Raw genomic sequence first — 23,586 nt, forward strand, 5'->3', positions numbered from 1 at the left:
GCTATGTTTGAGCATGGAATTATTAGGTAATCACAAAAATGATTTCTTAAACACTAATGTAAGTAGCGTAAAGAGCAAGATTTTTTTTTATGAATACGTTATGCTATCTACTTGTCTACCCTCTTAATTATAACAATATTTATTATGATGAAAAAATTAGCTCTATTTTTACTTTCTCTTATCTTTTCTGGATATCTATCTGCACAAGAGCTCAATAGCGAAGCAAAGAAAGTTTTTATTGATAATTTATTATCGAAAATGACGATTCAAGAGAAAGCAGGCCAATTACGTTTGATTAGTGTTGGGGGCGATTTAACTTTAGATAAAGTGCTTGATAACATTGAAGTGGGTGAAGTTGGTGGTATTTTTAATACCATTGTCGAGCCTGATCTGTCGCAAATGCAAGAACGAGCTTTAAAATCTCCGAATAAAATCCCGCTATTTTTTGGGTTTGATGTCATTCATGGGCACCGAACCATATTCCCTATTAATTTAGGTATTGCATCAAGTTGGGATCGTAGTGTAATAGCTAAAGTGGCAGAAATATCTGCTGAAGAAGCCACGGCCGATGGATTGAACATCACTTGGGCTCCAATGGTTGATATTACTCGCGATCCAAGATGGGGGCGTGTGTCAGAAGGTTTTGGCGAAGATCCTTATTTAACATCCGAAGCGGGGCGTATTTTTGTTGAGAGAATGCAAAAACAGTCGCTTGCTGATAAAAAATCGCTTGCAACGGCTGTAAAACATTTTGCGCTTTATGGTGCAGTTGAAGGTGGGCGTGAATATAACAGCACAGATATGAGTGAACGAAAAATGTTCCAAGAATATCTTGTCCCTTATAAAGCAGCAATTGATGCTGGTAGCCGTGCAGTCATGGTTTCTCTGGTCAGTGTTAATGGTATTCCTGCAACAGCTAACCATTGGTTATTGACCGAAGTGTTGCGCAATCAATGGCATTTTGATGGTGTTGTGGTTAGTGATCATGGCGCTATTCGGGAGCTAATTAACCATGGTGTGGCTAGCGATGCGAAAGATGCGGTTCGCGTTGCGATTAAAGCTGGTATTGATATGAGTATGAATGATGAATATTTCTTACAATTTTTGCCTGAATTAGTGAAAGAAGGGGCTATTACCGAAGATCAATTAAATCAAGCTTGCCGCCGAGTTCTTGAGCTTAAATATGATATGGGGCTATTTAGTGATCCTAATCGCTATTTAGATCCAAAATTAGATATCGAGACAATGTTTTCAAATAACCGCCTACATCGTGAAGAAGCGCGAGATGTGGCTCGTCGTAGCATTGTGCTATTAAAAAATGAGAATAAGATCTTACCGCTAGCCAGAAATAAGAAAATTGCGGTAATAGGTCCATTAGCTAATTCAAAACGAGATATTTTAGGTAGTTGGTCGGGTGCTGGGCGTACTAATTTGGCGGTAACACCATTAGAAGGCATCAAAAACACAGTTAAGAACCCAAAATCAGTTAGCTACGCATTTGGTGCTAATCTTTCTGATGATGTAAATTTATATCGTTTTTTAAATTTATATGGAGAAAACACTAAATTTGATGATAGGCCAGCGGATAAAATCATTGCCGAAGCTGTTAATATAGCGAAGAAATCTGATGTTGTTATTGCCTTTGTTGGCGAAGCCGAAGGCATGGCTCATGAATCATCAAGTCGAACAGATCTATCTTTACAAGCAAGCCAAAAACGATTGCTCAAAGCATTAAAAGAAACTGGAAAACCATTGGTTATTGTATTAATGAATGGCCGCCCATTAACATTAACTGAAGAATATGCTCAAGCTGATGCAATGCTTGAAACTTGGTTTTTAGGAACTGAGGGGGGTAATGCTATTGCTGATGTATTATTTGGTCAGCATAACCCTTCTGGTAAGCTGCCGATGTCTTTTCCTAATAATGTAGGGCAGATACCTGTTTATTACAGCCATTTAAATACTGGCCGTCCACGTGGAACCGAAAATATGGGGAAATATACAACTTCGTATTTTGATAGTCCAAACGAGCCATTATTTCCATTTGGTTTTGGTTTAAGTTATACCGACTTTGCGATGGATTTTTCTTTATCTAGCTCTGAAATGGACAAAGAGGGTGAAATTGTTGTTACAGTCAATGTTGAAAATATTGGGGATAAGGAAGGTATGCAAACAGTTCAACTTTACTTGCAAGATGTTACAGCTTCAGTTAGTCGCCCTGTTAAAGAGTTGATGGGTTTTGAAAATATCACCTTAAAACCACATGAAAAAGGTAAAGTAAAATTTACTATTAAATATGACATGTTAAAATTCTGGAATGACAAAATGCAATACGTTGCAGAGCCAGGTAAATTTAATGTGTTTATTGGTAGTGACTCTACAACACAAAATAAGCAAACTTTCACTTTGCTTGATAAATAAATTTTTAATTTTTCGTCGACATCTGTCGACGTTTTTATTTCTGTGGTCAGTATTGTGTTTGAATTCGATCTTGTCCTACACTTCTTCAACAAATTGTGTTTTTGGTGATTGCTTATTAACTTAGTAAAACACCAATTATTCCCCCTATTATGCAAGTGGCTGTTCATTTGCCTCATAAATTAGTCTGTTACTGCATTTTTTCGTTGTTTGGTATTATGATGAGTAGCTATTTTGGCTTACATATTTAGGAGAAATTACCGCTGAGGTTTGTATACTGTCTACAATTTTGATTGGATTGATTAGCGGATTATTGCATTATTTCTGATGAAAAAGGGCAAGCTGATTTTATCAATAATCCTAACCTAATATCAGGGTAACTACCATTCCAGTTATCTGGTTGTTAATTTGTACCACTTGGGCACTAGTATTGAGACTATTCAATTCGGATCCTCAACTAGAAAGATTCTTTTATTTAGCGGAGGAATATAATTGCCGTATTGTAGAAGGTAGAAGTTTGACAGTACAACTAATCGATAATGTGCATCATATTATTAATCATTATACTCATGCTGGTTTAAGTATTTTATTCTTATTCGTTGTGTACGATATTATCTTCTTTGATGTTAAAACCGTGCTGAAAGTACGCAATAATAAGCAAAGGACTGATAAAAAAATCGCTTATGTACCAATTCCGAAAGTGCATTAAAATGTCAATGTCACACTAAGTATTGGTAGGATGCTATTCATGATAGCATCCTAGTTTAGCCGCCCTCAAAATAGGACTGCAAAAAATAGAAAATTCTTTATGATAAAACTAAAAATCCCATAAACCTTTTTAGAATATCTTTTTTGTAAAAGATATTCTCAAGTCGATACTGTTTTAAATTTGCAAATAATTTATTAAATAAAATTCAAATTACACCTAGCGTAAATAAGGAGAGTAACTGTAGAATGACTAACTACAAGGAGAATTACTATGCAAAATGATATTACTTTTTACCAACGCTTTAAGTCTGATATTTTGGCTGGTTTAAAAATTATTACTATTCGCGATAGGAGTGAATCACACTTTAAAGTTGGTGATGAGCTACGTGTTGGTACTTTTGAAACTAATGAATACTTTTGTACCATAAAAATAGTGAGTGTTACACCAATCACTCTTGAACAATTAACTGAAGAACATGCAAAACAAGAGAATATGACATTGAGTGATTTAAAAAAGGTGATTTTAGATATTTACCCAGATGAAAGACATTTTTTTGTAATTCGTTTTTCTCTTTTATGATCATAAAAAATACGCGTTTGAACGCGTATTTTTATTTTTGATAAAAACAATCTAATGTCATGATCTATTTAAGGGTTGCACATATAAAGTTAAACCATCAACAGAAATAACCTCAACATACTGGCCCGCGTTAAGATCTTGATTACACTTGGCTGGCCAAGTCCCATCTTTGATTTTTACTCTTCCCGAACCATTAATAATAGGGACAGTGACAATAGTTTTTATACCAATTAAATCTTGTTGAGGCTGATTGATTTCACTTTTGCTGGATTTACCTTGTCCATTCCTTCGAAGCCAAAACCACCAAAGATAAGCAGATATCACAGTTAGAATTGCGAATAAGATCCATAAAGTTGACCAAGAAAGTGGTAATGCCCAAGCAATTAAACCAACAATTATGGCTGCACACCCAGCCCAAAGCCCATACCCACTTGTACCAATTAATTCAGCAATCAGTAAAGTACCACCTAAAGCGATAAACACCCAATGAGGTGAATTATAAAAAACCATAAAAAAATCAGTCATTACGCTACCTTCAAAATCGATTAAGTTAAAAAACTCAAACATATAATCCATGACTTTTATCAAAAAGTTTTAGGAAATATTGTGTTTAAGTATAAAGTTCGATTTCTATTTCGTATTTTTAAGCAATTCAGCAATACCACCAATACTGCCCATTAAACTTGACGCATCAAGAGGCACCATAATAACTTTACTGTTATCAGCTGAACCAATTTGTTGTAGCGCTTCAGTATATTTTTGTGCGACAAAGTAGTTAATGGCATTTATATTACCTGCTGCAATGGCATCTGATACCATTTGAGTTGCTCTAGCTTCAGCTTCGGCAGCACGTTCACGCGCTTCGGCTTGTAAAAAGGCTGATTGTTTTTCACCTTCAGCTTTTAAAATTTCAGATTGTTTTTCACCTTCTGAGCGTAAAATTGCTGCTTGACGAATACCTTCCGCTTCAAGAATTTCCGCACGTTTATTACGTTCAGCCTTCATTTGTGCGTTCATCGCCGCAATGAGTTCTGCCGGTGGACGAACATCTCGAATTTCGATACGCGTGATTTTTATTCCCCAAGGACTTGTTGCATCATCAACAATATTTAGTAACTTAGAATTAATGTGATCACGTTGGGATAACATTTCATCTAATTCCATACTACCTAAAACGGTACGAATATTGGTCATCATTAAATTAATCACAGCACGTTCTAATTGATTAACTTGATATGCTGCCCTTGCTGCTTCTTGCACTTGAATAAAACACACAGCATCAATTTGTACATTGGCGTTATCTTTCGATATCACTTCTTGTGATGGAATATCAAGAACTTGTTCCATCATATTAATTTTACGACCAACACCATCCATAAAAGGGATAATGATGTTTAAACCTGGTTCAAGTGTATGTGTATATTTACCAAAACGCTCAATAGTATATTGATAACCTTGAGGAACAATAGTAATGCCTTTCAAAACGGTGATTAAAGCAAGTAAAACAATAATACAGATGGCGATATAAAATACTGGCATAGTTTAATTTCCTTATATTTATCATTAAATATGACTAGTTATTCTAAGCATTATTTTATTATTTGACTAGTTATAATTGATTTTTATAATGAAATTTATGATTGTTCGAATTTGTTAATACCTATAATTCATGCGTTGATAAGTTACAAAATGTTAAATCTCAAAATTTACCATGGAATAAGCAAAGTAATTTAGAACAAGAAATTAAAGAAGGCTATCCTTGAGTCAAGTGTGAGACGCTTATGTTAAAAGAGATATGGGATATTATCGTTTTGATCAAAAAATTGAAGAATAATTGAATCTTTATTTTTATCGCGTTTATTAATTATGAAGTGATAAGTTTTTATATGTTATTATTTACTTGACATTGAATCAATGAACTAGTTTAATAGTACAAAATTTACTTTAAACAGATAATATAATGAAACGTCAATATTTCTTTACTCACTTTTGTCAAGTCGCTAGCTTTGGTTGGTGGTGCATTACTTTTTGTGGGTAATGTAGTGAAGTATTGTCTTAATTTACAAAACCCGCACTAGGCGGGTTTTTTCGTTTTAAGCAAAGAAAAAATCGATATGAATTAAAATTAAACATAAATAGAGAGACAACAATGAACAAGCACGCACTAACTCAGATCACCAAAACGATTGATTATTATCAAAATCCAACCCAAGTGTTTTATCAATTATGTGATAGTAGACCTGCAACATTGTTGCTTGAATCTGCTGAAATAGATAATAAGCAAGGAATTAAAAGTGTCATGATTGTTGATAGTGCCTTACGTATTTCGGCAATTAACAATGAAGTAACTGTTAAGGCTTTGACTACAAATGGCGAAAAACTATTACCTTTATTACAAAAGAACTTTTTAGATAAGTTAGATAATATCCAACTGAATGAACAAACGCTTAAATTGGTATTTCCTACTATCAACAATATGCAAGATGAAGATTCAAGATTAAAGTCATTATCCGTCTTTGATGTATTAAGAACCTTATTAACTATTGTAGATAATACCGAACAATATGGGCAAGATGCAATTTTTGTTGGCGGCCTATTTTGTTATGATCTTGTCGCTAGTTTTGAACAGCTTCCCATTTTGCCGAGTGAGCAACGTTGCCAAGATTTCTGTTTTTATTTAGCTGAAACACTATTAGAAATAAATCATCAAGATCATGTGTCAATTTTAAAATCAACAGCCTTTACGTCTGATGCACTAGAAATTGAACGGTTGACATTAAGATTAGCTGACCTACAAGCAACGTTAAATCAACCAATGAAGCCCATTTATACAAAATCGTTTGCTAATATTAATGTGACTTGTAATAAAAGTGATGATGATTTCAACACGATGGTGAAAAAGATGCAAGATGCTATTCAGCAGGGGGAAATCTTTCAAGCTGTACCTTCACGGCGTTTTTCACTACCTTGTCCTGAGCCGTTATCTGCTTATCAGGTATTAAAAATCCATAACCCAAGCCCTTATATGTTTTATATGCAAGATCAAGATTTTGTCTTATTTGGTGCATCACCAGAAAGCGCACTTAAATATACTAAAGCAACAAATCAAGTTGAAATCTATCCGATTGCTGGCACACGCCCACGAGGATTAACCATAAACGGCGAAATTGATCACGATTTAGATAGCCGTTTAGAGCTTGAAATGCGCACTGATAAAAAAGAGCTTGCAGAACACTTAATGCTAGTGGATTTAGCACGTAATGATTTAGCTCGCATTTGCCAGCCAGGCACGCGTTATACCAAAGACTTATTAAAAGTAGATCGTTATTCATTTGTGATGCATTTAGTTTCACGGGTAGTTGGTCAGTTACGTAATGATTTAGATGCACTTTATGCTTACCAAGCGACTATGAATATGGGGACATTAACTGGTGCGCCAAAAGTGCGTGCTATGCAATTAATTGCTGAATCTGAAAAAGTTAAACGGGGTAGCTACGGTGGGGCGGTTGGTTATTTTACTGCTCATGGCGATCTTGATACCTGTATTGTGATTCGTAGTGCTTATGTCGAAGATGGTATTGCGACAGTTCAAGCAGGTAGTGGTGTGGTATTAGATTCCGAACCACAGTTAGAATCCGATGAATCGCGCAACAAAGCACGAGCTGTAATTCAAGCTATCATGGCAGCACATAATGTAGAGGGTGTATTGTAATGGCTAATATTTTATTTATTGATAATATTGATTCGTTTACTTATAACTTAGTTGATCAATTGCGAAATAGCCAACATTGTGTGACTATTTATCGTAATACCATTCCTGCTGATGTCATTATTGAAAAATTATCACACATGCAACATCCTATTTTAATGTTATCTCCTGGACCTGGTACGCCGAGCGAAGCAGGTTGTATGCCTGAATTGCTTAAACGTTTAAAAGGTAAATTGCCTATTATAGGTATTTGTCTTGGACACCAAGCTATTGTTGAATCTTATGGGGGAACAATTGTTCCAGCAGGTGATATTTTACATGGCAAAGCTTCACAAATTGAGCATGATGAGCAAGCCATGTTTACAGGATTACCAAATCCACTACCTGTTGCGCGTTATCACTCTTTAAAAGGCGAAAATATCCCAAAGACTCTGACTATTAATGCAATTTTCAATAATATTGTCATGGCGGTGCGTAATGATGAAGATCGGGTTTGTGGTTTTCAGTTTCACCCTGAATCGATTTTAACTATTCAAGGGGGAAAATTACTAGAACAAACTATTGAGTGGGCGCTTAATTCATCAGAGACAAAAGGAAAGTTGCAACAAAAAGCTATAGTTGATAAGCAAGAATACAATATTCAACCTGTGCTAAATAAATTATATTTAGGGCAATTGCTCACTCAAGAAGAAAGTAAAATATTATTCAATTTAATTATTCAAGGTAAGATTGAACCAACAGTATTAGCCACCGCAATTATTAGTATGAAAGTGCGTGGTGAAACACCTGATGAAATTGCCGGTGCAGCGCAGGCTTTGCTTGAAAATGCAGATGTTTTTGATGTGCCAGATTATGATTTTACCGACATTGTTGGTACTGGTGGTGATGGTACTAATAGTATTAATATCTCAACGGCAAGTGCTTTTGTGGCAGCTGCATTAGGTTATAAAGTGGCTAAGCATGGTAATCGTGGTGTATCAAGCAAATCAGGCTCTTCAGATGTGCTTTCCGCTTTGGGTATTAAATTAAATATGTCTGCACAAGCATCTCGGCAGGCATTAGACGATCTTGGCGTATGCTTCTTGTTTGCTCAGCAATATCATTCAGGTTTTCGTCATGCAGCGTCAGTTCGTCAGCAGTTAAAAACTCGGACTATTTTTAATGTGTTAGGGCCGTTGATTAATCCATCTCGTCCAAAACGGATTTTATTAGGCGTATACCATCCAGATTTGATTAAACCGATTGCTGAAACATTAAAAATGCTTAACTACCAACATGCATATGTGGTGCATGGTGCGGGTATGGACGAAGTTGCTATTCATGGTGAAACTCAAGTGGCCGAAGTTAAGGATGGTCAAATTGGCTATTTTACGCTGACTCCAGATGATTTTGGATTGCCGACATTTACCTTAAAAGATATTGAAGGTGGGACACCTGAGCAGAATCGTGATATGTTAATTGCTATTTTACAAGGTCATGGTAAACCCGCACATGAATCGGCAATTGCCGCTAATGTCGCGATGTTAATGAGTTTGTTTGGCGATTCAGATTTAAAACAAAATGCTCAGCGAGCAATCGAAATGATGCATAGCGGTAAAGCTTATTTGCTATTACAACAATTAGCCGCAAGATAACAAGTGGAGAATAACATGACAATTTCAGCTTTAGCAAAAGATGTTGAAATGGCAACAGTATTAAAAAAGATCATCAAAGATAAACAGATATGGCTCGTTAAACAACAAGCTATAAAACCACTTGATACATTTAAATCAATGGTAATGCCAAGTGATCGTGATTTTTATCAGGCACTAAGCCAACGCAAAAACGTGTTTATTTTAGAGTGTAAAAAAGCATCACCATCAAAGGGATTGATTCGAAATGATTTTGATCCAATCCATATCGCTAGAGTGTATAAAAATTACGCTTCGGCAATATCGGTACTGACTGACGAAAAATATTTCCAAGGTAGCTTTGAATTTTTGCCGTTAGTCCGTAATCAAGTCGCACAGCCAGTGCTTTGTAAGGACTTTATTATCGACGAATACCAAATCTATTTAGCGCGTTATTATCAAGCCGATGCGATATTATTAATGCTATCGGTATTGACTGATGATGAATATCAGCATTTAAGCCATATTGCTCATCAATTTAACATGGGGATATTAACTGAAGCTAGTACTGAAGATGAAGTCGAGCGTGCAATTCAACTTGGTGCTAAAGTAATCGGCATTAATAATCGTAATTTAAGGGATCTGACGGTTGATCTAAATCGGGTAAAAGTGTTATCTAAATCCATTCCTGATAATCGCATAATTATTAGTGAATCGGGCATTTATACTCACAATCAGGTTAAAGATCTCAGTACTTACGCTAATGGCTTTTTAATCGGCAGTGCATTGATGTCTGAACCTAATTTAGAACTAGCAATTCGTAAAGTGACGCTAGGTGAAAATAAAGTCTGTGGCTTAACCCGTGCCGAAGATGCTGTAAGTGCTTATCAAGCGGGCGCGGTCTATGGCGGTTTGATTTTTGTTCCAAATTCTGCTCGTTATATACAACCAGTTAAAGCTCGAACAGTGATTGCAGGAGCACCACTTAATTGGGTAGGGGTCTTTCAAAATGAAGAGATCGAAATTGTGTGCCAAATAGCAAAACAACTATCTCTATATGCAGTTCAACTGCATGGCGATGAAAATGACAATTATATACAAAAATTACGTCACCAGTTACCAAAAGATTGCCAAATATGGAAAGCATTGAGTATTGGTGATGTTATGCCCAAATATAGTAATTCATTAGTTTCTCGTTACATATTTGATAATGGAGCTGGTGGTACGGGCAAACATTTTGATTGGTCTATACTTACTGATCATAATTTAAGTAATGTCATCCTAGCTGGTGGCATTAACCCACAAAATATAAAATCAGCTATAGCAACGGGTGTCATTGGTGTTGATCTTAACTCAGGCGTTGAAGCTTTGCCCGGAATAAAAGATAAACAGAAAATACAAGCTGCATTTGAACAAATTTAATTTTTTATTTAAAAGGAAATGGTCATGTCTAAATTAAATCCTTATTTTGGTGAATTTGGTGGGCAATATGTTCCCCAAATATTAGTGCCAGTACTTGAACAACTTGAAGATGCTTTTGTTTCTGCAATCAATGATCCTAGCTTCCAAAAAGAATTTAACGATTTATTAGTTAACTATGCCGGTAGGCCAACGGCATTAACGCTATGTAAAAATTTAACGGCTGGCACGAAAACCAAACTTTATTTAAAACGAGAAGATTTAGTGCATGGCGGTGCCCACAAAACTAATCAAGTTTTAGGACAAGCGTTACTAGCTAAAAGAATGGGGAAAACTGAAATTATTGCCGAAACAGGTGCTGGGCAACATGGTGTTGCTTCGGCTTTAGCCTGCGCACTACTTGGTTTAAAATGCCGAATTTATATGGGTGCAAAAGATGTTAAACGCCAAGCACCTAACGTATTTAGAATGCGATTGATGGGCGCAACAGTAATTCCCGTTGAAACAGGATCTGCAACCTTAAAAGATGCCTGTAACGAAGCATTGCGTGATTGGTCTGGAAGTTATGAAAAAGCCCATTATATGCTTGGTACGGCAGCGGGTCCGCATCCTTTCCCAACAATTGTACGTGAATTTCAACAGATGATCAGCCGTGAAGCTAAACAACAAATCCTTGAAAAAGAAGGGCGCCTACCTGATGCAGTAATTGCTTGCGTTGGTGGTGGTTCAAATGCAATTGGTATGTTTGCTAATTTTATTGAAGAAAAAACGGTCAGATTAATTGGTGTTGAACCTGGCGGACATGGTATTGAAAGTGGTGAACATGGTGCTTCGTTAAAACATGGTAAGCTTGGCATCTACTTTGGTATGAAATCACCTATGATGCAGACTGATGAAGGACAGATTGAAGAATCCTACTCAATATCAGCTGGATTAGATTTTCCATCAGTTGGTCCTCAGCATGCTTACTTAGATAGCATTGGTCGAGCAGATTACGTTTCAATTACTGATGATGAAGCATTAGACGCTTTTAAGGCTTTATCACGTAGTGAAGGTATTATCCCAGCATTAGAGTCATCTCATGCTTTGGCCTATGCTATTAAAATGATCAAAGAAAACCCAAACAAAGAACAATTATTGATTGTGAACTTATCAGGCCGTGGCGATAAAGATATCTTTACCGTTTATGACATTTTAAAAGCAAAAGGAGAAGTTGAATGAGCCGTTATCAAAAACTGTTTGCAACATTGACAGCCGAAAAAAGAGGTGCTTTTGTTCCTTTTGTATCTGTTGGTGATCCAACGCCAGAACTGTCTTTTAAAATCATCCAAACCTTGATTGAATCAGGCGCTGATGCTTTAGAATTAGGCATCCCATTTTCAGATCCAATGGCTGATGGGCCAACGATTCAAAATGCCAATATACGTGCATTTAAAAGAGGAATAACCGTTGAAAAGTGTTTTGAGATTTTAGGTAATGTTAGAGCACATTACGCTAATATTCCAATAGGGTTACTTATTTATGCTAATTTAGTTTTCAAAAATGGTATCGACAATTTTTATGCCAAGTGCACCAAAGCGGGAATTGATTCGGTATTGATTGCCGATTTACCTGTTGAATATGCAAAAGAATTTACAGTGGCGGCCGAAAAATACAATATAGCGCCAATTTTTATTTGTCCACCTAATGCTAATGATGAAGTCATTAAAAATATTGCTAAGCATGGTAAAGGTTATACCTATTTAGTCTCACGTGCTGGAGTTACAGGTACGGAAAATCGTGCTAATAAACCCCTTACTCATTTATTAAAAAAATTGACGGAGTTTGGTGCTCCTCCTGCTATCCAAGGGTTTGGTATTTCCGAACCAGATCAAGTTAGCGAAGCGATTAAATCAGGTGCGGCAGGAGCCATTAGTGGTTCGGCAACGGTTAAAATTATTGAGAAAAATCTTGATAATCCTGAACAAATGCTTAGCCAGTTAGCGCATTTTGTTCAAACAATGAAAAAGGCAACTAGTCAGTCATTATAGTAATAAGTAATGGTCGCAATAATAGACTTGAAAAAACGGTTATTGCGCCAATATTCATTTTATTGTTATGCTTGAATTTATTGATACCCACATCTAAAGTAACCAGTAATTCTGTTTGATAACTTCAAGCATATTTAATAAAATTAATAGGATTTTAAGTTGCATTTTATTCAAAATACGGTATAATTGTCATTCATCTATCGCGGGGTGGAGCAGCTTGGTAGCTCGTCGGGCTCATAACCCGAAGGTCGTTGGTTCAAATCCAGCCCCCGCAACCACTTGAATTTTCATTCATAAACCATCTATTCTGTTATTGTTTGGAAGTTAAAATAAAGTGGCTTCATTAATAGTTAGTTTTTAAATGTAAGCCTCGCATGTCGAGGTTTTTTTGCGTGTTGAGATTTGAGCGTAAGTTTAAAAAGAATGTTGGGCTTTATGCCCTTTTTTTATTTTCTGCAGTGGAGGTTTGTTTGGCTAATATAGAACAGCAATTGACCGATATCATTCAAGAACCTGTGAATGCACTAGGCTTTGAATTAGTTGGTGTTGAATACATTCGTGGCCGTTATCCTGTGTTACGTGTTTATATTGATAGTGAAAATGGTATAACTGTTGATAATTGCGCTGATGTTAGCCGACAAATTAGTTCAGTGCTTGATGTCGAAGACCCTATAAAAGATGCTTATAATCTTGAAGTTTCATCGCCTGGCATGGATAGACCTTTGTTTACGATAGAACATTATCAACGTTTTGTTGGTCAAGAAGTCGCAATTAGTTTACGTATTGCTGTTGCTAACCGGCGTAAGTGGAAAGGGCGAATTAAGTCTATTGATAATGAGATGATTACATTAACTGTGGATGATAATGATGAAGTGTTTGCTTTTAGTAACATTCAAAAAGCGAATATAGTACCTAATTTTAACCTTAAATAGAGTACGGGTGTAAAGGATGAATAAAGAAATTTTAGCTGTTGTTGAAGCGGTATCAAATGAGAAAGCGCTTACGCGTGACAAAATTTTTGAAGCATTAGAAACCGCATTAGCAACGGCCACTAAAAAAAAGCACGCTGTTGATATTGATGTTATAGTAAAAATTGATCATAAAACAGGTGATTACGATACTTTCCGCCGTTGGCTTGTGGTTAATGAAGTTACGCAACCAACTAAAGAAATGACATTGGATGCAGCACAATATGAAGATGCATCTGTCAAATTGGGTGATTATGTTGAAGAGCAAATTGAATCGGTAGCTTTTGACCGTATTACCACACAAACAGCGAAACAAGTTATTGTGCAAAAAGTACGTGAAGCTGAACGTGCCATGGTAATTGACATGTTTAGAAATCGTATTGGTGATATTGTGACTGGTATTGTCAAAAAAACCAATCGCGACAGTGTGATCCTAGACTTAGGCAATAATGCAGATGCTATGATGTCGCGTCATGATATGTTACCGCGCGAAAACTTCCGAATCGGTGACCGTGTACGTGGTATTTTATATTTAATTGAGCAAAACAATAAACCCGCACAACTTTGCGTTAGTCGTTCAAATCCAGAGATGATGGAAGAGCTATTCCGTATTGAAGTACCAGAAATTGGTGAAGAAATGATTGACATTAAAGGCGTGGCTCGTGATCCTGGTTCTCGCGCTAAAATTGCGGTGAGTAGTAATGACCGCCGCATTGACCCTGTTGGTGCTTGTGTGGGAATGCGCGGTGCACGAGTTCAAGCTGTTTCGAATGAATTTGGTGGTGAGCGTATTGATATTGTTTTATGGGATGATAATCCAGCACAATACGTAATTAACGCCATGGCACCTGCCGATGTTGTTTCGATTGTTGTTGATGAAGATAAGCACACCATGGATGTAGCAGTCAATGCCGAAACTTTACCGCAGGCTATTGGCCGAAATGGTCAAAATATTCGTTTAGCTTCTCAGCTTACTGGTTGGACACTAAATGTGATGACTACTGAAGATTTGCAAGAAAAACACCATGCAGAATCTTTTGCTGCAATCAATAATTTAATTAAACATCTTGATATTGATGAAGGGCTTGCACAGTTATTAGTTGAAGAGGGCTTTACTTCGCTCGAAGAGCTTGCCTATGTGCCAGTTGACGAGTTGCTTGAAATTGATGAATTGGATGAAGATTTAGTTCAAGCATTGAGAAGCCGAGCGAAAGACGCATTGACAACAATGGCTCTAGCAAATAGTGGTGATAAACAGCCTGCGCAAGATTTACTTGAATTGCCAGGTATGACACAAGAATTAGCCTATCAACTAGCGCAACATGACATCATTACTTTGGAAGATTTAGCAGAACAAGGTACTGATGATCTAAATGATATTGAAGGCTTAACAAGCGAACAAGCTGGCGATTTTATTATGGCTGCACGTAATATTTGTTGGTTTGCAGATGAATAATTGAGGGAAAGTAATACATGACCAAAGTATCAATCGAAACACTGGCTCAAGAGATAAACACTCCAGTGCAAACACTTTTGCAACAGTTTGCCGATGCAGGTATGAATAAATCAGCATCAGATACTGTGACACAAAAGGAAAAAGAAGCTTTGCTTGCTCATTTAAAACCTCAGCAAGGCCCAACAAAGTTAACATTGCAACGTAAAACGCACTCAACCTTGAATGTGTCGAGCGGTGGTGGCAAAAGCAAAGAAATCAAAGTAGAAGTTCGTAAAAAACGAACTTTTGTCAAACGCGATCCAGCTGAAATTGCTGCCGAGCAAGAAAAGGCTCGTCTTGAAGCTGAGCAAAAAGCGAAGGAAGAAGCCGAATTAAAGGCTCGTAAAGAAGCTGAAGAAAAAGAGAAGAAAGCTGCAGAAGAAGCGAAAAAACGTGCCCAAGAAGAAAAAGCTAAAGCTGCGCAAGAACATTCAGTTGATCCAAAAGTGAAAAAAGCCCAAGAAGAAAAAGCACGTTTAGAGGCAGAAGCTAACGAAATTAAACGTAAAGCTGAAGAAGAAAGTCGCCGAAAATTAGAGGAAGATGCTAAACGTATGGCAGAGGAAGCTCGTAAGCTAGCTGAACAATATAACGATGTTGAAGATAATGATAATACCGAAGATGAAGATTATCATGTGACAACCTCTAAATACGCTAGAGCAGCTGAAGACGATACTGATCGTGAAGTTGAAAGCGCTCGTGGGCGAGGTCGCAACACTAAACAGACCAAGCAGAAAAAAGGTAGCAAATTATCAGAAGGTAAAGCAGAGCGAGAAGAAGCTCGCGCAGCAACACGTAGTGGCCATAAAAAGAAAGGCAAAAGCACCTTACAACAGGGTTTTAATAAACCTGTTCAAGCGGTTAATCGCGATGTTGTTATTGGTGAAACCATCACTGTGGCTGAATTAGCTAATAAGATGGCAGTAAAAGGTTCAGAAGTAATCAAAACAATGATGAAAATGGGTGCAATGGCAACCATCAATCAGGTCATTGATCAAGAGACAGCGCAACTTGTTGCTGAAGAGATGGGGCATAAAGTTGTGCTTCGTCGTGAAAATGAACTAGAAGAATCACTGATGAGTGATCGTGATACTGGTGCAGAAAAAGTCGCACGCGCTCCTGTTGTCACCATTATGGGGCACGTTGACCACGGTAAAACTTCATTACTTGATTATATTCGTAAAGCAAAAGTTGCTTCAGGCGAAGCAGGTGGGATCACTCAGCACATTGGTGCTTACCATGTGAAAACCGCTAATGGCGAAATTACGTTCTTAGATACTCCAGGCCATGCGGCCTTTACGTCAATGCGTGCTCGTGGAGCTAAAGCAACTGATATAGTTGTACTTGTTGTTGCAGCTGATGATGGCGTTATGCCACAAACCATTGAAGCTATCCAACATGCTAAAGCGGCAAATGTGCCAATGGTTGTTGCGGTAAACAAAATTGATAAACCAGAAGCCGATCCCGAGCGTGTAAAAGGTGAACTAGCTCAATATGGTGTCATGTCAGAAGATTGGGGCGGAGATACGCAGTTTGTTCATGTTTCGGCAAAAGCGGGAACAGGTATTGATCAACTTCTTGAAGCTATTTTATTACAAGCTGAAGTACTTGAACTGACTGCATACGAATCAGGTATGGCAAGTGGCGTAGTTATTGAGTCGTTCCTTGATAAAGGTCGAGGCTCTGTTGCAACAGTGCTTGTTCAATCAGGAACTTTACGTAAAGGCGATATTGTTCTTTGTGGATTTGAATATGGACGCATTCGAGCTATGCGTAATGAACTTGGTAAAGAAGTAACAGAAGCGGGTCCATCAATACCGGTTGAAATCCTCGGCTTGTCTGGTGTGCCATCTGCTGGTGATGAAGCTACCGTTGTACGTGACGAAAAGAAAGCGCGTGAAGTTGCTCTTTATCGACAAGGTAAATTCCGTGATGTAAAACTTGCTCGTCAGCAAAAAGCGAAACTTGAAAACATGTTTACTAACATGACAGAAGGCGATGTTTCTGAACTTAATATCGTATTAAAAGCGGACGTTCAAGGTTCTGCTGAAGCGATTTCTGACTCATTACTTAAACTTTCAACAGATGAAGTTAAAGTTAAAATTATTGGCTCAGGGGTGGGGGGGATCACAGAAACCGATGCTTCTCTAGCTGCTGCATCAAATGCGATTATTTTGGGCTTTAATGTTCGTGCTGATGCATCCGCACGTAAAGTGATTGAATCAGAAAACTTAGATTTACGTTACTATTCAGTGATTTATGATCTCATTGATGAAGTTAAACAAGCAATGAGCGGTATGCTTGCGCCAGAGTATAAACAACAAATTATCGGTCTTGCTGAAGTGCGTGATGTATTTAAATCGCCTAAATTTGGTGCAATTGCCGGCTGTATGGTCACTGAAGGTGTGGTTAAACGTCATAATCCAATTCGTGTACTGCGTGATAATGTGGTTATTTACGAAGGTGAACTTGAGTCATTGCGTCGTTTTAAAGATGATGTCAACGAAGTTCGCAACGGAACGGAATGTGGTATTGGTGTGCGTAACTACAACGATGTTCGTGTCGGCGATGCGATCGAAGTCTTTGAAACTATCGAAATCAAGCGTACGATCTAATTATTACGCTATCATGTTATAAGCAAGGTTTACGCCTTGCTTATTCATATTTTAAGGAAAATAGATATGGCAAAAGCATTTAATCGTTCATCTCGGGTTGGACATGAATTACAAAAAGAGATTGCAATTATCCTACAACGTGAAATTAAAGATCCACGTTTAGGCATGGTAACCGTTTCAGGTGTTGATATTTCGCGTGATCTTTCGTACGCTAAAGTTTTTGTGACGTTCTTAAATGATGATGATCCACAAGTTATCGAACAAGGTTTAACAGTCCTTAATGAAGCTAAAGGTTATATTCGTACCTTAATTGGCAAAGCTATGAGCTTGCGAATCATTCCTGAAATCAAATTCTTTTATGATGAGTCATTAGTTAAAGGTATGCAGATGTCGAGTTTGGTTGCGGATGTGATTAAACAAGATAATGAGCGTCACAAAGATTAATATTAAAAACAACCCTGATATTTGTCAAAATTTTCAGGTAAACATGTGTTTCAATATAAAAATGATGAATATAAAAAAAGCCCGCCGTGATATTCACGGCGTTTTGTTGCTAGATAAGTCACAAGGTATGACATCAAACGACGCACTGCAAAAGGTGAAAAGACTATTTAATGCCAAAAAAGCAGGGCACACAGGGGCACTTGATCCATTAGCGACAGGCATGCTGCCTATCTGTTTTGGTGAAGCGACTAAGTTTTCTCAGTATTTATTAGATTCAGACAAACGTTATCGAGTAATAGCTAAACTCGGCGAGCGTACTGATACTTCTGATGCTGACGGTCAAATTATTTGTAGCAAACCGGTTAATATAAGCGAGTCGCAAATTAATGAAGCATTAACGCATTTTCGCGGTGACATTTTACAAGTGCCAACTATGTTTTCGGCATTGAAATATCAAGGTAAACCACTTTACGAATATGCTCGCCAAGGTATTGTTATTGAACGAGAGGCAAGACCTATTACCGTTTATGACAATCAATTTATCCAATTTGATACCGTAAAAAACGAATTAACGTTAGAGATACATTGCTCTAAAGGAACCTATATTCGAACCATTATTGATGATTTAGGTGAGCTACTGGGGTGTGGGGCACATGTTATTTATTTAAGACGATTACAAGTTGCTAATTACCCAATTGAAAAAATGGTCACTTTAGATGATTTACAAAATATGGTGTTGAAAGATGAGTTGCTAATGCCAATTGATAGCGCCTTACAAGATTGCCAAAAAGTAACATTAACTGATGAGCAAGGTAAAGACATTTTATTCGGGCGGAGTATTGAACTTGATAATAGCATACCAGTTGAAACACAAGTAAGAATCTATCAAGGCAAACAATTTATTGGCGTAGGAACGCAACGATTTAGGCAACTGTCACCAAAACGCTTAGTATCAATCTCTTAATATCCTTTTGTATTGTATATAGTTTTTAGTGTTATTGGCTAAAAAAGTTAGTGAAAAGAACATGTAAATGTATAGCTCAATAAAATATTGATTCAGCTTCAATAATATGACATTGTTTGATTGTTTTTTTGTTATTGTTTATGCGTTTGCAAAGAAAAGTTGCGGACGCTTTCCCCATTTCATACAAAGGCTTATTTATTCGGCTTAACCTATCTAATTCATTATATTGCCTATTTTGCGAATGACTAAGATAAGTAATGATTAATGGTTGCATAAGTTGAGCTTCACTTTCATTGGCCTGATGTACGGCTCCTAAAACGACACTATAAGGCGATAGGTAATGTTGTTCGTTGTGGTAATTCTCATCCAAATAATTTAAATTTGTATTATCACAGCAGACAATAGCTGTTGGGGGATTATTACTATTGATTAGCCTTTTAATTGCTGATCTGCCATGCTCATAAGTAATGCAATTTGGAATAAGATAATTTGTATTAATCGTTATATTTTTTCTTAACAAAGCTTGTTTATAGCCTTGCAAAAAAAGTATGGAGCTATGATTATTGTTATCATTAAATAAAACTGCGATTTTAGTATGTGAATTATTTAGCAAATATTGTGTTATTTGGTAGCCAATGACTAAATGATCAAAATAGACACATGCATAATTAAGCGAAAAATGATTAATGAGAACAAGTGGCGGTAAGATTTTTTTAAAATGCCTTAATTCTGATAAATAGGCTGCGTCATTAATGATTAAAATGCCTGCAAAATTGTTTTGGTTAATATATTTAATTAAATAATAAATATCTTTTTTAGTTTGATAAGGAAAGCGAAAATAAAAAATGATATAACCTGCCTGTTTCAAGGTTTGTTCCAAACCACAATTTATTAAAGTTCGAGTGATAAATTGATTATCAAGTACAAGTATTTTATTTGAGCCATTAGCATTCATCGATGATTTAAAATTGTCATGAATGTCAATATTTAGTTCTTCAATGGCCTTATACACTTTAGATTGCGTTATTGGCGAGGTTAAATGGGGTTTATTTAAAACCCTTGATACTGAGGCTATTGATAAATTAGCTTGTTTTGCAATGGTTGATAGTGTGCTTTTTGCCATAATGAATAATCTTAAGTGATAACTATGATTGATTACTTTAGCGGTAAGCTTCCAATTTGTAATCCGATAGCATTTATTTTTTGGATCTGTGTTCCAAAACATCCAGCATAATTTATTTAATAAAGCTCAAATTAATATGTTTGATTGAAAATTATGGAAGCAACCATATTTTCACCTTAATACATGACCAAATAGAGTGTAATGTCAGCTTGGTAATTAAAAATATGAGTAAATAATTAATCAACAGCTAGGGATGCATTTAATGTATAGTGAATATAGCGTTAGTTATCGATATTGCGCTTTGCACTATAAACAGATAAAGAGCAAGTTTTACTTAATTGACAAAAAATATATAATTGAATTACTTCGCTAATAATAAGGTAGTAACAATAATATATGAAACTAATACATTTCTTTAATGCAATGCTATTGATACTGAGTTTTTTTACTTATGGTCATACTCTTGATATTAATCCCAAATATCGTGGTGAGCCATTCTTTGCTAAGGTTGATTTATATCAATTAGAACAGGATTGTTTAAGGAACGAAGATGAATATCAAAAACTTGATAAAAAAGAAAAGGTAAAATATAACAGTCGTTGCCCATTGCATAATTTAAAATTTGATTTTAAAAAATTAGATGATTTAATCAATGATGATTCTCTTGTTTATAATGGTAACGATTTTCAACTGAAATTGGGCATTGCTCTAGCTAACCCTGATAGCAAAAATCAAGAATATTTACCTAATTTAGGAAGAAATATTACATTATCTTTGATCAACAAAAATCAGGTAAGTGATAAACTATTATTAGCAAATAACGCTTTTTCTGATAATCCAGATCTTTGGCATGGTTTTCAATATTACTATATAGCACCAAGTGGCGATATTTATACATTATCGTCTATAAAATCAGAACCAATAGAATCTCAGTCTGGAACGTTTCCTCGATTGTGGAAACATTACAATATTGATACAAGTAATATGAAATTTATGCTTAAAGAAGTATTAATTGGAGCGCCAGAAGCAACTTACCAAATCATTTACCCAAATCAATTTAATACCTATTTTCATGAAGGCGCTGTTGAGTACGGTATAACATTAGAACAGTCAATTGAACTTTTTAATCAATTGCCTAGTACTGGTTTTTCTGATTATAGCCTTGGTTTTAGAGTATATAATTATTATCAAGATCAGCTAAAAAAGAAAATAAAATTGCTTGATAACAAAAAACATCAGCAAGAATCGTTTTCACTGTTAAATGAAAATATGAATAAAGCTTGTTTAACAACGCTAGCGCCAATTTATGAACGGGATATTGATCCTTATTTAAACAAAGTGTTGACTTGCTTAATTGAACAGCAACGACAAGCAATAAAACACATAGAAAGTGAGTTAGCCAATTAGTATGGGAGGTAATAACCTATACTCATTGGTTATCATAAAATTTATTTGCAAAAGATAAATTAGTTCATGCAGATTTGAATAAGACTAAATCATTGAAAGGTTAAAACAATAAAGTAAATTTAACACAATGAATTATTTAGACATTTATATAAACTACTCGATAAGATCTAATCATCTATTGCTACTACCAAATATCTTTTTCCGCTATATTGAGCAATATAGTGGTATAATTATTGCTAAATTTTTTTATTAGTTGGGTTATAAATATGTCTGCATGGAATATTGCTATTGTTGGTGCGACAGGACAAGTGGGTTCTGCGCTAGTTGAATTATTACAACAACGTAGTTTACAAGAGAATAGTTTAAAAATTGACAATCTTTATTTAGTTGGTAGTGATAATAGTGCTGGCGAAGTTGTTCGTTATGCTGGCAAAAATTTAACTGTCACCGATAGTGCACAAATGGACTGGAGCCAGTGTCATTTTGCCTTTTTTGTGGCTAGCGCTAAAGTTAGTGAAACTTATGCGCAAATTGCGGCAGAATCGGGTTGTGTGGTTATTGATGCAAGTGGTTATTTTGCCGAGCAAGACCACATTCCATTAGTCGTGCCAAAAGTTAATAATAGTGTATTAACCGAATATCGTAATGAAAACATTATAGCGGTAGCAAGTGCGACTGTATGCCAATTGTTGCGATGTGTTGCGTCTTTAACTGACATTGAATTATTAACTAATTTACATGCTACCAGTTTTATTCCTGCATCTTTGTATGGTAAGCCTGGTGTTGATGAGCTTGCTGGACAAAGTGCTCGTTTACTAAATGGTATGCCAGTTGATAATGAACTATTTGACAAACAATTAGCATTTAACTTATTACCTATATCGCACGAACATCATGACTCAATGTTAGGTGAAAAGTCACAAGTTAACCAAATTCGTAAAGTACTTAGTAATTATGATTTACCGGTCTCGATTGAGTCAGTTATTGTGCCGGTGTTTTATGGCGTGTCACAAGCCATTAATGTATCAAGTAGCTTGCCAATTGAATTAGATATGAGCCGTTTTGGTGAGTTTGGTGTTGAGGTGCAAAACGATAACTTACCAACTCCGGTAACTGAAGTCAGCGCTGAATCAGAAAATCAGCTAACTATTAAATTATCGAATTTAAGACACAGTTATGGTCATTATGAACAAATTCAATTTTGGTCTGTTGCTGATAATATCCGTTATTTAGGGGCGCTAATGCTAATTGAGACACTTGAGATCCTCATTAATGACTACCTGTAAAATTGCTCTGGGTATTGAATATGATGGTAGTGATTACTTTGGTTGGCAACGGCAACGCGCTGTTGACTCCATCCAAGAGCGACTGGAATCTGCGCTATCGATTATTGCTAATTCACCAATAAACGTATTTTGCGCTGGTCGAACCGATGCCGGTGTACATGCAACAGGGCAAGTTATTCATTTTGAAACCCAAACAGTGCGATCACCTAGTGCTTGGACAATGGGCGTTAATTCGCATTTACCTAATAATATTGCAGTGCGTTGGTCGCAAACGGTTGATGATAACTTTCATGCGAGATTTAGCGCAACGGCTCGGCGTTACCGTTATGTGATCTATAATCACCGTTATAGACCGGCGATTTTAGCTAAAGGAGTATCACATTATTATTTGCCACTGGACGAAACCTTAATGCATCAAGCTGCACAATATTTATTAGGTGAAAATGATTTTACCTCGTTTAGAGCGGCGCAGTGTCAATCATTAACCCCATGGCGTAATATTCATCATATTGAAGTTTGGCGACAAGGTGAATATATTGTTGTTGATATTAAAGCCAATGCATTTGTTCACCACATGGTGCGCAATATTGTAGGCAGTTTACTTGAAGTAGGTGCCGGTAATAAACATCCAAAATGGATTGATGAGTTATTACAAGCTAAAGACAGAACGCAAGCTGCTGCAACGGCAAAACCTGACGGGTTATACTTGGTTCAGGTGGATTACCCATCTGAATATCAAATACCAACACAGGATTTAGGCCCCTTGTTTCTAAAATAACTGATTAAATAAATTAGATTATTTAAAAATGA

19 protein-coding genes, 1 tRNA gene and 1 pseudogene are annotated in these 23,586 nt (G+C 36.3%); 18 read left to right on the plus strand and 3 right to left on the minus strand.

Translation table 11 applies throughout. The annotated features are described in order from the left end of the window. Positions 1-147 precede the first annotated feature (147 nt). The 4 genes and pseudogenes from bglX (at position 148) to yqfB (ending at position 3,706) form a co-directional block, all read left to right on the plus strand. On the plus strand, positions 148-2,421 hold the full coding sequence (gene bglX, locus A9G42_RS11475) for a beta-glucosidase BglX (protein WP_082212171.1): 2,274 nt from the start codon (positions 148-150) through the stop codon (positions 2,419-2,421). A 62-nt stretch (positions 2,422-2,483) separates the two neighbouring features. Beyond that, a pseudogene (locus A9G42_RS14870) lies at positions 2,484-2,666 on the plus strand (hypothetical protein); the annotation flags it as partial. Between the two features lie 269 nt (positions 2,667-2,935). Further along, the gene (locus A9G42_RS11480; protein ID WP_065653490.1) at positions 2,936-3,127 is read left to right on the plus strand and encodes a hypothetical protein; all 192 of its coding nucleotides are present in this window, start codon (positions 2,936-2,938) and stop codon (positions 3,125-3,127) included. 270 nt (positions 3,128-3,397) lie between these two features. Then, the gene (gene yqfB / locus A9G42_RS11485; RefSeq protein WP_065653491.1) at positions 3,398-3,706 is read left to right on the plus strand and encodes a N(4)-acetylcytidine aminohydrolase; all 309 of its coding nucleotides are present in this window, start codon (positions 3,398-3,400) and stop codon (positions 3,704-3,706) included. A 57-nt stretch (positions 3,707-3,763) separates the two neighbouring features. On the opposite strand, the gene A9G42_RS11490 is transcribed toward yqfB, so the two are convergent. Beyond that, complete coding sequence (locus A9G42_RS11490; protein ID WP_218837812.1) at positions 3,764-4,231, minus strand: NfeD family protein; 468 nt, start codon at positions 4,229-4,231, stop codon at positions 3,764-3,766. A gap of 105 nt (positions 4,232-4,336) precedes the next feature. Beyond that, complete coding sequence (locus A9G42_RS11495) at positions 4,337-5,245, minus strand: SPFH domain-containing protein (protein ID WP_065588097.1); 909 nt, start codon at positions 5,243-5,245, stop codon at positions 4,337-4,339. Between the two features lie 610 nt (positions 5,246-5,855). Here A9G42_RS11495 and A9G42_RS11500 point away from each other — a divergent pair. From A9G42_RS11500 to truB, 11 genes are all read left to right on the plus strand, one after another. Beyond that, on the plus strand, positions 5,856-7,418 hold the full coding sequence (locus A9G42_RS11500; protein ID WP_065653492.1) for an anthranilate synthase component 1: 1,563 nt from the start codon (positions 5,856-5,858) through the stop codon (positions 7,416-7,418). Continuing rightward, positions 7,418-9,049 carry a bifunctional anthranilate synthase glutamate amidotransferase component TrpG/anthranilate phosphoribosyltransferase TrpD gene (gene trpD / locus A9G42_RS11505; protein WP_065653493.1) on the plus strand — a complete coding sequence of 544 codons (1,632 nt, stop codon included), beginning with the start codon at positions 7,418-7,420 and terminating at the stop codon, positions 9,047-9,049. Before A9G42_RS11500 ends, trpD begins: the two co-directional genes overlap by 1 nt. Before the next feature lie 15 nt (positions 9,050-9,064). Continuing rightward, positions 9,065-10,447, plus strand: a complete 1,383-nt coding sequence (gene trpCF, locus A9G42_RS11510; protein WP_065653494.1) for a bifunctional indole-3-glycerol-phosphate synthase TrpC/phosphoribosylanthranilate isomerase TrpF — start codon at positions 9,065-9,067, stop codon at positions 10,445-10,447. 24 nt (positions 10,448-10,471) lie between these two features. Continuing rightward, a complete protein-coding gene (gene trpB / locus A9G42_RS11515; protein ID WP_065580621.1) occupies positions 10,472-11,665 on the plus strand; it encodes a tryptophan synthase subunit beta in 1,194 nt (397 codons plus the stop codon). Continuing rightward, the gene (trpA, locus tag A9G42_RS11520; RefSeq protein WP_065653495.1) at positions 11,662-12,474 is read left to right on the plus strand and encodes a tryptophan synthase subunit alpha; all 813 of its coding nucleotides are present in this window, start codon (positions 11,662-11,664) and stop codon (positions 12,472-12,474) included. Before trpB ends, trpA begins: the two co-directional genes overlap by 4 nt. A 201-nt stretch (positions 12,475-12,675) precedes the next feature. Next, a tRNA-Met gene (locus A9G42_RS11525) sits at positions 12,676-12,752 on the plus strand. Between the two features lie 192 nt (positions 12,753-12,944). Then, positions 12,945-13,406 carry a ribosome maturation factor RimP gene (gene rimP / locus A9G42_RS11530; protein WP_065587885.1) on the plus strand — a complete coding sequence of 154 codons (462 nt, stop codon included), beginning with the start codon at positions 12,945-12,947 and terminating at the stop codon, positions 13,404-13,406. A 16-nt stretch (positions 13,407-13,422) separates the two neighbouring features. After that, positions 13,423-14,898, plus strand: coding sequence for a transcription termination factor NusA (nusA, locus tag A9G42_RS11535; RefSeq protein WP_065566720.1), 1,476 nt, complete (start codon positions 13,423-13,425; stop codon positions 14,896-14,898). A 17-nt stretch (positions 14,899-14,915) separates the two neighbouring features. Continuing rightward, on the plus strand, positions 14,916-17,552 hold the full coding sequence (gene infB, locus A9G42_RS11540; protein ID WP_065580618.1) for a translation initiation factor IF-2: 2,637 nt from the start codon (positions 14,916-14,918) through the stop codon (positions 17,550-17,552). A 66-nt stretch (positions 17,553-17,618) separates the two neighbouring features. Further along, complete coding sequence (rbfA, locus tag A9G42_RS11545; protein ID WP_065566718.1) at positions 17,619-17,996, plus strand: 30S ribosome-binding factor RbfA; 378 nt, start codon at positions 17,619-17,621, stop codon at positions 17,994-17,996. Between the two features lie 61 nt (positions 17,997-18,057). After that, a complete protein-coding gene (gene truB / locus A9G42_RS11550; RefSeq protein ID WP_065642890.1) occupies positions 18,058-18,960 on the plus strand; it encodes a tRNA pseudouridine(55) synthase TruB in 903 nt (300 codons plus the stop codon). A 76-nt stretch (positions 18,961-19,036) separates the two neighbouring features. Here the strand turns inward: truB and A9G42_RS11555 are convergent, their stop codons facing one another. Further along, positions 19,037-20,083 (minus strand): LacI family DNA-binding transcriptional regulator, encoded by a 1,047-nt coding sequence (locus tag A9G42_RS11555; RefSeq protein ID WP_065653496.1) that lies wholly within the window; start codon positions 20,081-20,083, stop codon positions 19,037-19,039. 396 nt (positions 20,084-20,479) lie between these two features. On the opposite strand from A9G42_RS11555, the gene A9G42_RS11560 reads away from it, so the two are divergent. The 3 genes from A9G42_RS11560 (at position 20,480) to truA (ending at position 23,554) form a co-directional block, all read left to right on the plus strand. After that, complete coding sequence (locus A9G42_RS11560) at positions 20,480-21,490, plus strand: hypothetical protein (RefSeq protein WP_065653497.1); 1,011 nt, start codon at positions 20,480-20,482, stop codon at positions 21,488-21,490. 266 nt (positions 21,491-21,756) lie between these two features. Then, positions 21,757-22,776: an aspartate-semialdehyde dehydrogenase gene (locus A9G42_RS11565; protein WP_065566715.1), complete on the plus strand. Its 1,020-nt coding sequence runs from the start codon at positions 21,757-21,759 to the stop codon at positions 22,774-22,776. Beyond that, on the plus strand, positions 22,763-23,554 hold the full coding sequence (gene truA / locus A9G42_RS11570) for a tRNA pseudouridine(38-40) synthase TruA (RefSeq protein ID WP_065580612.1): 792 nt from the start codon (positions 22,763-22,765) through the stop codon (positions 23,552-23,554). The genes A9G42_RS11565 and truA overlap by 14 nt, the downstream gene beginning before the upstream one ends. The last annotated feature ends 32 nt before the right edge of the window (positions 23,555-23,586 follow it).

This window comes from Gilliamella sp. Nev6-6, from assembly GCF_001690605.1.
Taxonomy (GTDB): domain Bacteria; phylum Pseudomonadota; class Gammaproteobacteria; order Enterobacterales; family Orbaceae; genus Gilliamella; species Gilliamella apicola_C.

Excerpts from the sequence above, each read along its gene's own strand:
- bglX (WP_082212171.1), top strand. The coding sequence starts at position 148 with ATGAAAAAATTAGCTCTATTTTTACTTTCTCTTATCTTTTCTGGATAT.
- yqfB (WP_065653491.1), top strand. The coding sequence starts at position 3,398 with ATGCAAAATGATATTACTTTTTACCAACGCTTTAAGTCTGATATTTTG.
- A9G42_RS11490 (WP_218837812.1), bottom strand. The coding sequence starts at position 4,231 with ATGACTGATTTTTTTATGGTTTTTTATAATTCACCTCATTGGGTGTTT.
- A9G42_RS11495 (WP_065588097.1), bottom strand. The coding sequence starts at position 5,245 with ATGCCAGTATTTTATATCGCCATCTGTATTATTGTTTTACTTGCTTTA.
- A9G42_RS11500 (WP_065653492.1), top strand. The coding sequence starts at position 5,856 with ATGAACAAGCACGCACTAACTCAGATCACCAAAACGATTGATTATTAT.
- trpD (WP_065653493.1), top strand. The coding sequence starts at position 7,418 with ATGGCTAATATTTTATTTATTGATAATATTGATTCGTTTACTTATAAC.
- trpCF (WP_065653494.1), top strand. The coding sequence starts at position 9,065 with ATGACAATTTCAGCTTTAGCAAAAGATGTTGAAATGGCAACAGTATTA.
- trpB (WP_065580621.1), top strand. The coding sequence starts at position 10,472 with ATGTCTAAATTAAATCCTTATTTTGGTGAATTTGGTGGGCAATATGTT.
- trpA (WP_065653495.1), top strand. The coding sequence starts at position 11,662 with ATGAGCCGTTATCAAAAACTGTTTGCAACATTGACAGCCGAAAAAAGA.
- nusA (WP_065566720.1), top strand. The coding sequence starts at position 13,423 with ATGAATAAAGAAATTTTAGCTGTTGTTGAAGCGGTATCAAATGAGAAA.
- infB (WP_065580618.1), top strand. The coding sequence starts at position 14,916 with ATGACCAAAGTATCAATCGAAACACTGGCTCAAGAGATAAACACTCCA.
- rbfA (WP_065566718.1), top strand. The coding sequence starts at position 17,619 with ATGGCAAAAGCATTTAATCGTTCATCTCGGGTTGGACATGAATTACAA.
- truB (WP_065642890.1), top strand. The coding sequence starts at position 18,058 with ATGATGAATATAAAAAAAGCCCGCCGTGATATTCACGGCGTTTTGTTG.
- A9G42_RS11555 (WP_065653496.1), bottom strand. The coding sequence starts at position 20,083 with ATGGCAAAAAGCACACTATCAACCATTGCAAAACAAGCTAATTTATCA.
- A9G42_RS11560 (WP_065653497.1), top strand. The coding sequence starts at position 20,480 with ATGAAACTAATACATTTCTTTAATGCAATGCTATTGATACTGAGTTTT.
- A9G42_RS11565 (WP_065566715.1), top strand. The coding sequence starts at position 21,757 with ATGTCTGCATGGAATATTGCTATTGTTGGTGCGACAGGACAAGTGGGT.
- truA (WP_065580612.1), top strand. The coding sequence starts at position 22,763 with ATGACTACCTGTAAAATTGCTCTGGGTATTGAATATGATGGTAGTGAT.